Annotated in this window: 15 protein-coding genes; 7 read left to right on the top strand and 8 right to left on the bottom strand. The window is 56.1% G+C overall.

The window, feature by feature from the left end; genetic code table 11:
* Positions 1-131: 131 nt before the first annotated feature.
* Complete coding sequence (locus L248_RS09595) at positions 132-1,340, bottom strand: MFS transporter (protein WP_051999975.1); 1,209 nt, start codon at positions 1,338-1,340, stop codon at positions 132-134.
* Between the two features lie 183 nt (positions 1,341-1,523).
* Here L248_RS09595 and L248_RS09590 point away from each other — a divergent pair, with 183 nt between their 5' ends.
* The 4 genes from L248_RS09590 (at position 1,524) to L248_RS09575 (ending at position 4,220) form a co-directional block, all read left to right on the top strand.
* Positions 1,524-2,027: a DNA-3-methyladenine glycosylase I gene (locus L248_RS09590; RefSeq protein WP_040536019.1), complete on the top strand. Its 504-nt coding sequence runs from the start codon at positions 1,524-1,526 to the stop codon at positions 2,025-2,027.
* Positions 2,028-2,042: 15 nt separating this feature from the next.
* Positions 2,043-3,212 (top strand): MalY/PatB family protein, encoded by a 1,170-nt coding sequence (locus tag L248_RS09585; RefSeq protein WP_022530007.1) that lies wholly within the window; start codon positions 2,043-2,045, stop codon positions 3,210-3,212.
* 101 nt (positions 3,213-3,313) lie between these two features.
* Positions 3,314-3,748 (top strand): hypothetical protein, encoded by a 435-nt coding sequence (locus L248_RS09580; protein WP_022530006.1) that lies wholly within the window; start codon positions 3,314-3,316, stop codon positions 3,746-3,748.
* Positions 3,741-4,220 (top strand): hypothetical protein, encoded by a 480-nt coding sequence (locus L248_RS09575; RefSeq protein WP_022530005.1) that lies wholly within the window; start codon positions 3,741-3,743, stop codon positions 4,218-4,220. Before L248_RS09580 ends, L248_RS09575 begins: the two co-directional genes overlap by 8 nt.
* 70 nt (positions 4,221-4,290) lie before the next feature.
* Here the strand turns inward: L248_RS09575 and asnA are convergent, their stop codons facing one another.
* Positions 4,291-5,298, bottom strand: a complete 1,008-nt coding sequence (gene asnA, locus L248_RS09570) for an aspartate--ammonia ligase (protein ID WP_022530004.1) — start codon at positions 5,296-5,298, stop codon at positions 4,291-4,293.
* 654 nt (positions 5,299-5,952) lie between these two features.
* Here asnA and L248_RS09565 point away from each other — a divergent pair.
* Both L248_RS09565 and L248_RS09560 read left to right on the top strand, forming a co-directional pair.
* The gene (locus L248_RS09565; RefSeq protein ID WP_040536016.1) at positions 5,953-6,387 is read left to right on the top strand and encodes a DUF6978 family protein; all 435 of its coding nucleotides are present in this window, start codon (positions 5,953-5,955) and stop codon (positions 6,385-6,387) included.
* A gap of 24 nt (positions 6,388-6,411) precedes the next feature.
* The gene (locus L248_RS09560) at positions 6,412-7,197 is read left to right on the top strand and encodes a DUF1828 domain-containing protein (RefSeq protein WP_022530002.1); all 786 of its coding nucleotides are present in this window, start codon (positions 6,412-6,414) and stop codon (positions 7,195-7,197) included.
* Between the two features lie 175 nt (positions 7,198-7,372).
* On the opposite strand, the gene guaA is transcribed toward L248_RS09560, so the two are convergent.
* The 4 genes from guaA to L248_RS09540 form a co-directional block, all read right to left on the bottom strand.
* Entirely contained in the window at positions 7,373-8,923 is a 1,551-nt protein-coding gene (guaA, locus tag L248_RS09555; RefSeq protein ID WP_022530001.1) for a glutamine-hydrolyzing GMP synthase, read from the bottom strand.
* A 124-nt stretch (positions 8,924-9,047) separates the two neighbouring features.
* The gene (gene coaA / locus L248_RS09550; protein ID WP_022530000.1) at positions 9,048-9,989 is read right to left on the bottom strand and encodes a type I pantothenate kinase; all 942 of its coding nucleotides are present in this window, start codon (positions 9,987-9,989) and stop codon (positions 9,048-9,050) included.
* 53 nt (positions 9,990-10,042) lie between these two features.
* Positions 10,043-10,258 carry a hypothetical protein gene (locus L248_RS09545; RefSeq protein WP_155828620.1) on the bottom strand — a complete coding sequence of 72 codons (216 nt, stop codon included), beginning with the start codon at positions 10,256-10,258 and terminating at the stop codon, positions 10,043-10,045.
* 328 nt (positions 10,259-10,586) lie between these two features.
* Complete coding sequence (locus L248_RS09540; protein ID WP_022529998.1) at positions 10,587-11,441, bottom strand: hypothetical protein; 855 nt, start codon at positions 11,439-11,441, stop codon at positions 10,587-10,589.
* Positions 11,442-11,624: 183 nt separating this feature from the next.
* Here L248_RS09540 and L248_RS15255 point away from each other — a divergent pair, with 183 nt between their 5' ends.
* Positions 11,625-12,191 carry an SGNH/GDSL hydrolase family protein gene (locus L248_RS15255; protein ID WP_022529997.1) on the top strand — a complete coding sequence of 189 codons (567 nt, stop codon included), beginning with the start codon at positions 11,625-11,627 and terminating at the stop codon, positions 12,189-12,191.
* 98 nt (positions 12,192-12,289) lie between these two features.
* Here the strand turns inward: L248_RS15255 and helD are convergent, their stop codons facing one another.
* Both helD and L248_RS15895 read right to left on the bottom strand, forming a co-directional pair.
* Entirely contained in the window at positions 12,290-14,587 is a 2,298-nt protein-coding gene (helD, locus tag L248_RS09530; RefSeq protein ID WP_022529996.1) for an RNA polymerase recycling motor HelD, read from the bottom strand.
* A gap of 6 nt (positions 14,588-14,593) precedes the next feature.
* Entirely contained in the window at positions 14,594-14,770 is a 177-nt protein-coding gene (locus tag L248_RS15895) for a hypothetical protein (protein WP_155828619.1), read from the bottom strand.
* Positions 14,771-14,916: the final 146 nt, after the last annotated feature.

The raw sequence follows: 14,916 nt of genomic DNA, 5'->3' as shown, positions 1-14,916 counted from the left end.
TGTGCCGGCCACGTTCCACGCCCAGCCAGCCGGAGGGCCCAAATCGCCGGGCCTCGCCAACACTTCCACCAGTACATAAAAACAGGCCGCATCCGAAATTTGGGATGCGGCCTGTTTTCTGACCAAAATGATTACCGACTGGTAGCGGTCCGGTATGCGCGGGTGCGCTTGAGGGCCGGGAGGAGGAAGACGACGGCGAGGATTAAGCTAAGTAATGCACCATTGATGAAGACGTTGTGCAAGGCGTTGCTGCCCAGACCGAAGGCCCCGAGAAGCCGCTGGCCATACGGTGAGACGAAGTTGCCAATGTTGGCCAGGAAGAGGATGGTGGCTGTGGTGCTGGACTTGGCGGCTTGGTCCACGCGGCGGGTGGCATCATTCATGATGTAGGAGATCCACAGGGCGAAGGAAATGCCGTTAAGGGCGGCGCCGATGCTGACGACGAACAAGTTGTTGGCGATGAGGATCAGCCCGAAGCCGGCCGCTGTGGCGAAGAGCGCAACGGGGAGCGTGAAGGCGTGGAGTTTCTTATAGAGCAGGCCGAAGACGAAGCCGGCGGCCATGTTAGCCAGTTGCATGACGGACATCACCGTGCTGGCTTGGGACGCAGTGCCCAGGCCGGTGCTGGTCATGAACTCGGAGAGCTTGACCGAGACGATCATGTAGACAACGCAGAGGACCAGTGCCAGTAACCCATAGGCGACGCCAATCGGATTGAGGGCTGTTTTCTTGCCCGACGGTGTTGGGTCGTCAGCGGTGGCTGGTGCCGGCGCATCATTGTGGGGCGGCTCCGGGACAAAGAAGCCGAAAAGCAAGATGATCGGGATCATGATCAAGTAGACCAAGAAGACGTGCTGCCAGCCGGTGGTCAGCAGCTGACCAGCAGTGAAGGTGAGCACCGCGGCGCCTAATCCCTGGAAGGCTGACTGGAAGCCGATCAGTGTCGCGGCCGTGTCCCCGGAGAAGAACTCGGAGATCATGCTGACGGCGAGGGAGTTGATCAACCCGAAGCCGACCCCCAGCAATACCCGGGAGATCAGCACCGCGGTGTAATTAGCGGTGAAGAACGGCAGGACACCGGCCACCAGGCCAATCACAAGGCCGGCGAGGACGGTGCGTTTCTCCCCGAACTTCTTGGCGATGATCGTGCTCAACGCAATGAAGACCACCACAGAGGCTTGGGGAATCGTCATCAGCAGTTCGACCGAGGACTGGGGCATGTTTTTGTAATATCCCAGCATCATGGGCAATGCCGCGGCAATGGCGGTGTTGGAGGTCAGTATCAAAGAGATGGCGAGGAGTGAGAATTTCATCAATCCTGGATGTTTAATATGTGTCATGGAAGACCCTGCTTTCTGAATTCGCTTTCGTTTTCATTGTTTACTTTACGGATTCAGGCGCCGGCTCACAATGACAGATGCGTGGCCGTTGGGGGACAATTCTCCAGTTTCCGCCAGGCCTTTCTCCCCCACCTATCCCCCTCAGCGTAGTATCCTGGGGGTATGAAGAAAGAAGGCAGAGCCATGGCAGAAGAGAGAAATGGGGCGGCGGAATACCACGCGATGTTCGGCCAGCCCACCCATGATGACCGGCGCTTGTTCGAGTTCCTGGTGGTGGCGGTGTTCCAACCAGGGTTGAGCTGGAAGGCGGCCGCTGGGAAGATTCCGGTGTTCGAGCGGGTCTTCGCCGGCTTCGACCCGGCGGTCGTGGCGGGCTTCGACGAGGAGACCATTGAAGAAATTGAACGGGACCCGGAGATGATCCGCAATCCGCGCAAGATTCGGGCCATTGTCACCAACGCCCGGGCCATTGTCCAGTTGGCCCCGGAGTTCAAGAACTTCGCGGATTATTGGTGGTCCTTCGCCCCGAGTACGGACAATATCGTCCGCGGACCGGTGAATGGCCAGGCCGGCTTGGGTGCCGTGGTGGCCAAGGACATGAAGAAGCGCGGGTTCACCTTCGTCGGCCCCACCACCATTGAGTTGATGCTGGTCGGCACGGGTGTTTTGCAGCATGAACGAGATTAAGGAGGCTGATGGACGATGACCTATGATTTCACCACCGTACCGCCCCGGCGCGGGACCAATTCTATCAAGTGGGACGTGCCGGACACGGCGCTGCCCATGTGGATCGCGGACATGGACTTTCCAGCAGCGCCGGAGATCATCGCGGCGATGCAGGCCAAGGTCAGTGCCGGCATCTTCGGCTACGAGGAGATCCCGCCGGCTTTCTTCACTGCCGCTGCGCAGTGGAACCACCGGCAGCACCATCTGGACTATCCCACCGATTGGATGCTGTTCGCCATCGGCGTCATGCCGGCCATCAACGCCATCATCCGGCGGCTGACGAATCCCGGCGACCGCATCGTCATTCAGCCGCCGGTCTACAACATGTTCTTCAGCGCCATCACCGATAACGGCCGGCGCATCGCCGCCAATGACCTGGTGTACGACCGGGCCGCCGGTACCTTCGCCATCGATTTTGCGGATTTGGAGAGAAAGCTGGCCGATCCCGTGACGACCATGATGCTCCTGTGCAACCCGCAGAATCCAGTGGGCAAGATTTGGACCCGAGACGAGCTGCTGCAGATCGCCAGCCTCTGCCGGCGGTACCACGTCACACTGGTGAGTGATGAGATCCACCGGGACCTGGTGCTGGGCGACCGCGACTATACGTCGCTGGCGGCGCTGCCAGAAAGCATGATTCAGCACGCCATGACCCTGTTTTCACCCACGAAGACCTTCAATATGGCCGGTCTCCACTCTGCGGTGGTCACGGTGCCTAATCCCGTGCTGCGGGCCAGTGTGACCACCGCTCTGCACGTAGGCTGGGTGGCGGAGCCGAACTTGCTGGCGGTGCCGGGGACCATTGCCGCCTATACTGCGGGTGGCCCTTGGCTATCCGCCTTGAAAGGACAGTTGCGGCAGAACATCACGACGGCAGTGGCCTATCTGGCGGAACACGCGCCGCAGATCAAGGTCATCGTCCCCGAAGCGTCGTACTTGCTGTGGCTGGATTGCGGTGCGGTGACGACGGACAGTCAGCGGCTGACCGCCTTTCTCACCAAGCACGCTGGGGTAGTGCCCGCCGCCGGAACGGACTACGGCGCCGCCGGGAAACAGTTCCTGAGGCTGAACATTGCCTGCCCGCCGGCCCTGCTCAACGAAGGGCTGGATCGGTTGGCCATGGGCTTGGCCGCCTTTCGCGATTAATAATGGTATTACCCTTAATGAACAAGTTGCAGCAAGGGATTGACACGTTGTTGTAGTGATGTGTTTTAATAGAGATAAGCGGCGCGAAGGAGGTAAACGAGATGCAAGCAAGTCAAACGGAACCAATCAGTGATATGGAAGCAATCAACCAAATGTCGTTTTTGTACACCGCATTGCCTAATTCTCTCCGACCGAACAGCGTGTTCAATTTGGGGGTGAGCCAGGCCAATGCCGATGTCGTATTTGGATTATTCAATTTTGATGTGACCTCATCCGCAGAGATAGCCTGGACGCTGTACAACTTTAATACTCAGAAGTTGGAGACCTTCTCCACACCGGTTGGGCCGCTTCAAAACCAGTATCCTGACGCCAACTTTTCAGCAGTTAAGGCGCACGATTCGTTCACAGCTGCAGTGCATTTGCTGCACGACTTGCAACCAGGTTCATACCGTCTGGAAGCATTGCTCACTGTTAACCAGGAAGCCGGTGCAGGGAATGCGACCTTCTTCGAAGTAAGGGGAGACGGTCATGAGTGACAATGGCCAAAAAAGCCTCATTTATTATCTAGCAGGCAGCGCCAATCGCAATGGTAACGGCGGCAATGGCGGTGGTAATCACTTTGTTACCCAGGAAGAATTCCAGCGTTTTATCGACCAAAACACCACGGATTGGGCCACACTCTCGACAAAGCTAGATCAAATTGCATTAACAACGACCATGATCCCCCAAATTACGGAAAATGTCGCAGTGTTATCCACGAAAGCAGAATCGTACACTGAAACATTGAAGATGCTGCCTCAGCTGACAAATGACGTCAGTGTCCTCTCCACCAAAACCGAAATGGCGATGAAGACCCTCAAAGGTATACCAAAAATAGAAGAGGATCTGGCCGCCTTAAACGAGCGAACTGCGGCCCAGTCGAAGCTTTTGTGGTGGTTCATGGCCATCATCTCCGGCGGCATCATCATTCCAGTGCTCGCCTTCGTATTCAAGCTGTTCATGTCCTAAATGGTACCAAACAAGCCAGGCCTGCCCACGATATAACACCGCGGACGAGCCTGGCTTTTCTTCGCTCAGCTTACAGAATATGAATGTCGTGGGCCGCACATTCAGCGATCATGTCCTCCGGCCACACACTGGCCTGGACTTCCCCCACGTGGGCCTTGCCCAGCAGCAGCATGCACAGGCGGGACTGGCCGATGCCGCCGCCGATGGTGTAGGGCAGCTGCTCGTTGATAATCATCTGGTGGTACGGCAGGGCCAGCCGGTCCTCGGCATGGGCCTGCTTGAGCTGGGCGAGCATCGCCGCCTTGTCCACACGGATACCCATGCTGGAGATCTCCATTGCCCGCTGGAGCGGTTCATACCAGAAGAGGATGTCGCCGTTCAGCGTCCAGTCGTCGTAGTCTGGCGCCCGGCCATCATGGCGCTTGCCCGACTTGAGCGGCCAGCCAATCTGCATCAGGAAGACACAACCGAGTTCCTTGGTAATCGCGTCTTCCCGCTCTTCCGGGGTCTTGTCCGGCCAGCGGTCTTCCAGTGCCTGGGTGGTGACAAAGTGAATGTCGTCGGGCAGATGGTGAACGGCCTCCGGGTACTTGTACCAGACTTCATGCTCCATGTGTTTGATCACTTTGAAGATGGTCCGCACAGTCGCCTCCAGGGTCTCCGGCGTGCGCTCGTCTTGGCCGATGACTTTCTCCCAGTCCCACTGGTCGACGTAGATGGAATGGAAGTTGTCCAGGTCCTCGTCCTTGCGAATCGCGTTCATGTTGGTATACAAGCCCTCGTGCAGCCCGAAGCCGTAACGCTTGAGCGCCACCCGCTTCCACTTGGCCAGCGAATGGACGATCTCGATGCGTTCGTCCGGCAGGTCGGCCATGGTGAAGGAGACCGGCGTCTCCACGCCGTTCAGATTATCGTTCAGACCGGTGGATTTCTCCACGAACATGGGGGCAGAAAGACGCTGGAGATGCAGTTCCTTCCCGAATTCGTCCTGGAAGGTCTCGCGGATGTACCGAATCGCCGCCTGGGTCTGTTTAACGTCCAATTTAGGATCGTAATCTTGGGGAATCGTGAGATGCATAATGAAGCCTCCTATTTTTTAGTCGGCCGTTGCCGGGCCGGTATCGGGAGCAAAGAAAAAACGCCCTTCACCCCCTTGCTCAAGGGACGAAAGACGTTTCGCGGTACCACCCCAGTTGCCTATCCACCGATAGACCACCTCACCGGTGCTCGTGTTCAAGCACCCCCGGATGGTAACGTACCGGTGACGTCACAGCTTACTGGGTGGATCCGTTCGGCTGGAGACTCAGAGAGTGTTATTCAAACCCGCCGGGGCCGTACCGGGTTCCCACTGCTCCCGGTTCACTGGATGGACGGCGAATCTTACTTGTCTCTCTGCTTGTCGTTTCGTTGATTGATAAACCAAATGATAGCGGATAGATGAGATGGTTGTCAAGGAGATTTTTAAAAATTGATGAGCGAGCTGAACCGGTGGCAAAACTCCATAGATGTGTCCCTGCCCTAGCAGAAATTGACACAGAAACCCGAAAGCCCTGAGACCATTTGCTTTGAGGCTGTTCGTTGCGAGGTGGCCAGAAAAATCCGCGGCCGCGTTCTGATATGCTGGAATAGTCACACCACCAACAATCGTCCGTCAAGAATTGCCGGCGCTCACAGAATCAACCCTTGCGGTGCCGTCCAATACTTGTCGTGGTAAAATCGAGAGGAGCTCAAAGTGAATTACGATCATCTATCCAATCTCGAGGTGCGAGAACTCATCATCACCTTCAAGCAATTGTTAACCAAGTTTTGCTTGAACATCCCGATTACTGGCCGCTATAGAGATGAGGAAGTGGTCAGCGATTCTGTTCATGGCATTGAGTACGTCCTACACGTCTATCGCGGCAGGGTTTCCCACAAGTACAGCATCCACCTGCGCTTCTCAAAAAACAACGTACACCTCATCCGCCTATGTATCAATGGGTCCAACCATTACAATCTCGATGGGTCGTCTGTAGGAAGCAACCACGTTCACTTGTACCGGTTCGTGAATGAGGCACACATGATTGAATTACATGCTTATCCACTCACTGATTTTCCCTTCTCTGGAGATCAATCCCTTGGCCAAGCGGTGGAAGCATTTATCCACTACGTTAATCTCCACTATTAACGACTATGCAAGGAGTGATCCGTTATGCTGACAATCAAAGAACTTAGTGCCCGACACCTGGCATGGGCCAAAGACAAAACACAACTGACTCAATTGGATAATGACACAATCAAAGTGGAATCTCCCTTTGTTGATTCTTTCAATGACGGCTTGGCAATTTATGTCGTACCCGCCGATAAAGACAACCAGATCATGTTGACCGATGACGGTTGGACGAATGACAATCTGGAAAGTCATGGCTTGTTCCTCAGCCGTTCCCCCAGACGACTGCAAGATCTAGTCCAACAGCTCCGCGTCTATGGCGTAACATTCTCCGATTACGAGCTGACCATTACGGGTTCCCAAAACGATTTTGGCCGTCTTAAAGACAGGCTGTTACAGGCCATGATTTTCGCAAACGATATGTTTACGTTGGCACCAACAGACACTTCGCGTTACTTTCATGAGGATGTTGAACAGTACTTTTCTGCCAACAGCATTCGCACGATAAAGAACGTTTCTTATGTTGGGGCTTCCGGGCTCACGCACAAATTCGATTTTGCGATTCCTGGCAATAACCGGGTCCCCATGAAATTGATAAAACTTCTGGGTAATCCAAACAATCCAATATTCGCTCAATCCATTTTTACCGACATCTATGAAACACAGCAGCAGCAAACCGAGGCAACCAATTACTTCGTCTTTCTCAATAATGAAAAGATCCAGTCAAGAGGCCTTAACCCCGATATTCTAGCCCTATTCAACCAAGTCAGCGCGACGCCGGTCCCATTCACCGAGCGTCAACGATTTCTAAGTACTTTTTCCGAGTGATACGCCCAACATCACTGTGCTTTCACAAGAGATGCAGAATACTCGAATCAATAAAGTCTTCCCGCATTTCGTCTGAATGGCCGAATAGAAGACAAACATTCTCTTACCCAAAAAGGCCGTCCCACCAGCGTTCTTTGCTGGCTGGACGGCCTTTGTCGTTAAAAATTGACCTTTGTCATTCCCACTCGATAGTTGCCGGCGGCTTACTCGTGATGTCATAAACAACACGGTTCACATGCGCCACTTCGTTCACGATCCGCACCGAAATCTTCTGCAGCACATCCCACGGAATCTTAGCAAAGTCAGCCGTCATCCCGTCAATGGACGTCACCGCCCGAATCCCAATCGTGTAATCATAGGTCCGCCCATCACCCATGACGCCGACGGACTTGAAGCCTGGCAGGACGGTGAAATACTGCCAAATATCCTTATCCAGACCCGCCTTGGCAATCTCGTCCCGGAGAATCGCATCGGAATCACGGACAATGGTCAGTTTATCCGGCGTTACCGCACCGACGACCCGAATGGCTAAGCCCGGTCCCGGGAACGGCTGACGCCATACCAGGCTGTGAGGCATGCCCAATTTCTCACCCAGTTCCCGCACTTCATCCTTGAACAAGGTACGCAATGGTTCGATGAGCTTGAAGTCCACGTCCTTGGGCAGGCCGCCAACGTTGTGGTGGGACTTGATGGTCTGGGCCGTATCGGTACCGGACTCGATGACGTCCGTGTACAGCGTGCCTTGGGCCAGGAAGTCGAAGCCGCCGTTGAGCTTGGCCGCTTCGTCATCGAAGACGCGAATGAACTCGTTGCCGATGATCTTGCGTTTCTTCTCGGGGTCGCTGACGCCGGCCAGTTTGTCCAAGAACCGCTTCTGGGCGTCCACCTTGATAATATTCAAGCCGAACTTGCCCTTCAAGCTGGCCATCACTTGGTCGGCTTCGTTCTTGCGCAGCAGACCGTGATCGACGAAAATGCTGGTCAGCTGGGTACCGATGGCCTTGTGCAGCAGCACCCCGGTGACGGAGGAATCCACCCCGCCGGAGAGGCCCAGGAGGACTTTCTTATCCCCCACCGTCTCGCGAATCTTCTGAATCTGCTGATCGATGAAGTCTTGCATGCTCCAGTTGGCCTCAGCGTGGCAGACGTCGAAGGCGAAGTGGTGCAGAATCTCGTGGCCGTACTCGGTGTTCTGGACCTCGGCGTGGAACTGAATGCCGTAGAAGCGGCGCTCGTCATCCGCAATGGACGCAATCGGGCAGTTGGGACTGGTCGCCACGTCCTTGAAGCCGGCGGGCAGCTTGGTGACCAGATCGCCGTGGCTCATCCAGACGTACTGCTTGGCTGGCAGGTCCTTGAACAGCACCGCCGTCGGGTCCGTCACCGTAATGTCGGCGTGGCCGTACTCCCGGTTATCCGCCGGCTCGACCTTGCCGCCCTCTAGCGTATACGCCATCAGCTGCATCCCGTAACAGATACCCAGTACAGGAATGCCCAGCGTGAAGATCTCTGGGTCGATACTGAATGCCCCGTCGTCGTACACACTCATCGGCCCACCGGAGAGAATGATCCCCTTCGGTGCGATTGCCTTGACTTCCGCTGCGGTGATCTTATGGGATTTGAGTTCAGAAAAGACCCCAAACTCCCGAATCCGCCGGGTAATCAGCTGATTGTACTGACTGCCGTAATCCAACACGATGATTTCGTCCACATTGGTGGGTGCCACAAGATCCACTCCTCTGTAATTTTTGATTACCACATTTTACCATAGAAAAGGCCCCGAGGCACGTCGGTCGCGGGGCTCGTCAAGCATCCAGAAACCGGGACTGCCCGGGCGGCCCCTTTCTGCCTTAATACTTACGCAGATCCACCTCGTCGATGCGGTGATGAGCCGTCTTATGCAGAATCAGGTCGGCCCGGGAGCGGGTCGGTTCAATGTACTCGATGAGGTTCTTCAGGTTCACGTCGCGCCAGACTCGGCGGGCCATGGCGAAGGCTTCCGCGCGGTTGCCCACCGCGTAGTCGTAATAGTAGTTGTCCGGGTCAGTGAAGGCCGTGTCCAGCAAGGCCCCAAAGCGATCCAGGTACCACTCCTCGATAAGCGCCGGATTGGCATCGACGTAAATAGAAAAGTCGAAGAAGTCGCTGACGTAGATCTGGGCGTTGCTGGGCAGCTGGAGCACGTTAATTCCTTCGACAATAAGAATATCCGGCTGGCGCACGTGAATGGCCTCACTCATGGGCAGGACATCGTAAATCTGGTGATCGTAGGCGGGCACGGCCACGTCCTGGTTGCCCGCCTTGATGGCGTCCAGCACCGCCAGGAGCTGGCCCATGTCATAGCTTTCCGGGAACCCCTTGCGGTCTAAGATCCCCCGCCGGGTCAACTCGGCATTGGGGTAAAGGAAGCCGTCAGTGGTGACGGTCTGAATCGTCAGCTGGGGATAGGTCCGCTCCAGCAACAGGTCCAGCAGCCGGGCGGTGGTACTCTTGCCCACCGCCACCGAGCCGGCGATACCGATGATGAACGGCGACGGTGCCACGTCCTTGTTCAGAAAGTGGGCCAAGGTCTGCCGCTTCTGGCGATAATTCTTGAAGTACAAATAGACCAGCCGGCGCAAGGGCCAATAGATGGTCCGCACGTCGTCTAGCGAAATCTTATCGTTGAAGGCTTTGACCGACTGCAGGTCGGCGTCGGTGATCTCTGTCCGCCGTGTGTGACCGTGCAGGTCCGCCCAAGCGCCCCGGTCGAACTGATAATAATTGCGTGTAACTGCCAAGTTGTCACCCATTCCTATCCACATTAAGAAAAAAGGCGCCGCCCCCGAGGCAGCGCCAAGCGTTCTTACTGAATATCTGATGTTTCCTGCTTTGGTAACGGCACAATCTCCCACCGTGAGGAGTGGGTGAAGTAATTGTCTGCGAACTGCTTGGCCTCCGCACTCGTCTCGAATGTCTTGGCATCCGTCGGGAACCGGTGCAGCCCATAACGGAACCGTTCGTGGTCCGGACTGCCCAAGTACATGATACGGTTATTTACTTTGATGCCGATAGCGAACATCAGCTTCACTCCTGTCTTTTTTCTTCTACGTCTATATTATATCGCGGAAGCGCTGGCAGTTTCTAGGTGAGAAGCCAATCTGGCAGAAAATCCGCCCAAAGTCTGACCTGCGTGCTGCCGCTTCGCGGAGCGCACTTGCCTGTTGGCCCCGCAAGAGGACGGTCAGTTTTGAGCGTCGAATCGACGTTTTGCGCGAGGTGTTGGGTGCTTTGCTTGGGCCACCATCTTCAACAATGGCGTGTACAGTTCCGTTTGGAGGGCTTGGGGACTACGGTTTTGCTTATGTGCCTGGCTGTGTTGGTGGTCAGATCCGCTTTTGAGAGTGGATTTACCAGTCGCCGGGAATGCCAGTGGAGAGCGTCCATTCTAGACTGCCAGTGTATATCTTATCGATGACGTCACCAGTTTGGTCGGCGAGAGGAACGTAGAGATAAGCGCTGGTGTTCAAATTAAAGTTGAATTGGTATTTCACCGTTGATTTGCCCTTGATCAGCGACCCGTCAGGATCGATGGTGTTGACAAGGCTGACATCCGGAACATTGGTTTTTCTGCCAAATAGGGTATATGGCGTCGCGCTTTTGACGGGCAGGACACCATCCGTGCGGGTACCGCTGGCTAGCAAGGTCTGAATGGCATCCCGAGAGAGATCGCCACTGTATCGATGGACGACCCAATTGTTATCAGGTAAATCGTTGCCTTTGCCCAGATCCGTGACCCTTCCTGAATACCACGTCCCCATGCCGGGAATACCGCTGGTATACTCGCCAATTGAATTGGATGCAAAGATTAACGCAGCATCGTTAAACAGCGAATTCGTATCCTTCACCGGCGTGTTGACATAGTTGACTTTCACCTGCCAGCCGTCAGTCCCGGCTGCCGCAGCGCCCGTGGGGACTTCCACGATGACTGTGCGGCCCAGTGCGCTGCCCGTGGCCGTGGTATCCAAATTGTTGGCGGTGACGGTATTGTAAAGCGGGAACAGCTCGCCTCCGCCAATCGTCCGGACACCAAAGTCAAAGTTGGGCACCTGGAGTAACGACGTACCCCCGGTAAACCCGACTGTGGCGGTCCCCGTCGCCGAACTGGAATCGGCCAAAACAGTGCCCTGATGCTGGCTCAAGAGGCCCAAGCTCAGCAACACAACACCTGCATTGAATAAAATGCCCCAAAGTCCTTTCTTCATTGCGCTCCCCTCCATCACCCCATTATACGTGACGGTGTTACCGCGTGGACTTCAAAAAATGGAAAGGGTCTTCATCAGATTTAAAGTTGATTCAAGCTGCCAGCCAGTGCCTTACCCGCCTGCGGACGCCCGACGACGTGCTAAAATGACTGTGACGCAACCACAGAAAGGAAGTCTGCTTCCATGGCAGCAAAATTGATTCTCCTCGGTGATTCCATCTTCGCCGGCTGGCGCAACGGTGAGGTTTCAGATCTCTTGAAGACTCGTCTCGCTGGCCGCCTGCCCCGCTATGACATTGAGGTGGCCGCCGTGCCCGGCGAGACCACCGACGAAGCCCTCAACCGGGTCACCGCCGATACCGCCAGCGGCACCCACGACTTGGTCGTCATCGGTTACGGCGCCAATGACGCCAGCGATACCACCAACGTAACCGCCGATAACTTCTACGACAACTTGCGCACCCTCATTGAGATCATCGGTCCCGAATCGGTCATTCTGCTCACCCCGCCCTACGGCGACGCCCAGCGGCTGGGCGACCGCACCAAGGCCAGCGTGGCAGCCTATACCCAAGCAGCTGAAGAAGTCGCCGCGAAGGAAGGCGTTCTTCTGGCCGACCTGCACGACGCCATGGTCACCAGCCCCGACCCGCAAGCCCTTCTGGCCAGCGACGGCCAGCACTTCACCGACCTGGGCTACGACCTCCTGGCCGACCTCATCGTCAACGCCGTGCACAGTATGGAACGCCGGTAAGCCATTTTTTGAACAGATAGAAAATAGGCCGCACCCGCTTGTGCCGGATGCGGCCTGTTTGTGTGTCCCGTGCTTGAGAATCCGGCAACGCCGCCGGTCTACTTTTCTAACTGAAACAATGCCTGCGGGACGGCCTGCAAAATCGGCGCCAACTCCGGGCTGGCCAGAATTGTCAGCCGGTGCATGGCCCGGGAGGCTATGGTGTAAATCAGCTGACGATCGTCTTCGCTGCCGTAAGTGGCGGAGTTCCCCTGCCACATGACGACGGCGTCGAACTCCAGGCCCTTGGCCAGGAAGGACGGCACGATGATGACGCCCGCCGCCAGCCGCTGGTTCTCCGACTTGATCAGCGTCGTCTTCACGCCGGCGGCCTTCAACTGATCGTACAAGGCCTGTGCGCCTTCCAGCGTGCGCACGATGACGGCCGTGGTCAGCTCATCCTGGTCATTGGTCGCAATCTGCATTTCTAACCGCTTCAGCAAGGCCGCCTCGTTGGGTCCCACATAGACATTAGGCAAGTCGCCGTCCCGGTCGAAGGCATCGATGCGCTGACCGTTGACCAGCAGGGCCTTGGTAAAGTTGGTGATCTGCTTGGTCGACCGGTAACTCTTGGTCAGCTGCACGACGGTGGTCTTGTCCGGGTCGAAGAGCGTGGCCACGTCGCCCAGCAAGTCGCCATCGCTCTGCTTAGTGAAGATGGCCTGGTTCAGGTCGCCCAGCATGGTGAAGCGGGCTTTGCCGAAGCGGGCGCGCAGGTACGCCAGCTGGTACGGCGTGTAATCCTGGATCTCGTCGATGAAGACGAAGCGCATGTGGCGGTCCGTGTGGCGGCCGGTGATCAGGTCGTACAGGAACAGAAAGGGCGTCACGTCGTCCGCGTCGATGTCCTTGGCACTCAGCGTCGCCTTCACCTGCTCAACATGGTCAGCCCACGCGGCCGGCGTAATGTCCCACTGGCTGAGGTCCACGAGTTCCGGAATTGCCCGCAGGAACGCCAGGTACTGAATGCGAATATTGAAGAAATGGTTCCGCTGAACGGCCGTGTATACCTTCTGGAAGGCGTTAGTAACGATCTGGCGAGCAAGGAACTTGTACTCGTCGTCCGAGTTGGCGAATTCCTGGTCGACTGTCTTGTACATCGCCTGCAGCTGGTCCTTATCCAGGTCCTGGACGGCCTCCTGCACCCAATCCGCTTTGGTCTCACTGTCAATGCGGTGATTCAGGCTGTTCACCAGCCGCTCCTTGGTCGCTTCCAGACGGTTGACCAGCTTGTAATTACTGTTGAAGCTGTAATAAATCTCGCTGATTTTCTGCTTGGTGAAGAAAGGCTTCCCCCGGAACATCAGGTTGCGGAAATGCATCCCCTGCTGGTTCAAGATGGCCGCGTAGCGCTGAGTCGCCTTGAAAAACGCTAGAGACTGCTGAAAGTGCTGGATCTTCTTCGCTGGTTCGGCCAGCTGCACTTCGAACTGGTGCTGCAAGCTCTCCGGGGTGAGGGCCGGCAGCCGCCGGTTGGTGTACTGCTGGTAGGTCATCTGGACCATGTTCTGCTCGCCCAGTTCCGGCAGGACATCTTCGATGTAGTCGTTAAACAGCTGGTTCGGAGAGAACATGATCACCTGGCTGCTGGTCAGGTTGCCCCGGTAACGGTACAGCAAGTACGCCACCCGCTGCAGGATGGCCGAGGTCTTACCCGATCCGGCGGCCCCTTGGACGAAGAGCAGGTCTGAGGTGGTGTCGCGGATGATCTTGTTCTGCTCGCGCTGAATCGTGGTGACGATGGACTTCATCTGCGTACTGGACTTTTCTCCCAGCACCTCCAGCAGCATCTGGTCACCGATGGTCTCAGTGGTATCGAACATATTGACGATGGTATCGTCCTTGATAATGAACTGGCGCTTCAAGGATACGTCCACGGACTGCTCACCGTCGGGGGTCTGGTACGTGACGTGGCCCAGGCCGCCATCATAATAGATGGAAGAAATCGGCGCCCGCCAATCGTAGATCAAGAAGTGGTCGCTGCGGTCGCTGAAGGACCCCAGACCAATATAAATTGACTCCCGCCGAGGTTCGCCGGCTTCCTTGAAGTCGACCCGGGCAAAGTACGGTGACTGCTGGAGCCGCTTGACGGTCTTCAACTGCACGTCAGAGTTGCGCCACGCGTTGTCCCGTTCCTGGAGCATCTGCTGCTGCTGGTGGATGGTGATGGCCGTCTCCATGGTGGTGGTATCGGAGCCATAGGAAAGATGGACATCGTCATTGAAGTGCTTGTCGATGTCCTTCTCCTCAGCCTTGGCCCGGTGGATCTGCTTCTCGAGCTTAGCTTCCGCGGTGTTCAACTTGTCCAAGACCATGTCCAGGTGCCGTTGTTCCAGCGTTTGTTCGTTCTCAGCCATGCAGCCTCATTCCTTTCTCTGTTGCCGGTGCTGCCAAGCGGACCAGGCCCGTGGCAGCCAGAAAGTAAAGACGTAGCCCACAGCGAGCGCGCCCAATGTCCATACAGCGCAGTGCCGGGTGACGATCCCGATGATTAGACCAATCAGGGTGATGCCGCCCAGAAACAACGATTTTTTACTCAATCCTTGCCCTCCAAGACACAATTTTAAGTAAATACTATAGCAGATTTAGACCAATCTGGCAACTGAAACGCGTTAGTGGGAATGGAACCTGCTTGAGCTTGAACGGTAGGGAGGTGCCTAGCGCTGGCCCGGGTGACTACGGGCTA

Origin of the sequence: Schleiferilactobacillus shenzhenensis LY-73 (genome assembly GCF_000469325.1) — a bacterium.
GTDB lineage: Bacteria > Bacillota > Bacilli > Lactobacillales > Lactobacillaceae > Schleiferilactobacillus > Schleiferilactobacillus shenzhenensis.
The sequence above is the reverse complement of the archived record's forward strand: the minus strand, read 5'-3'. Positions and strand labels throughout refer to the sequence as shown.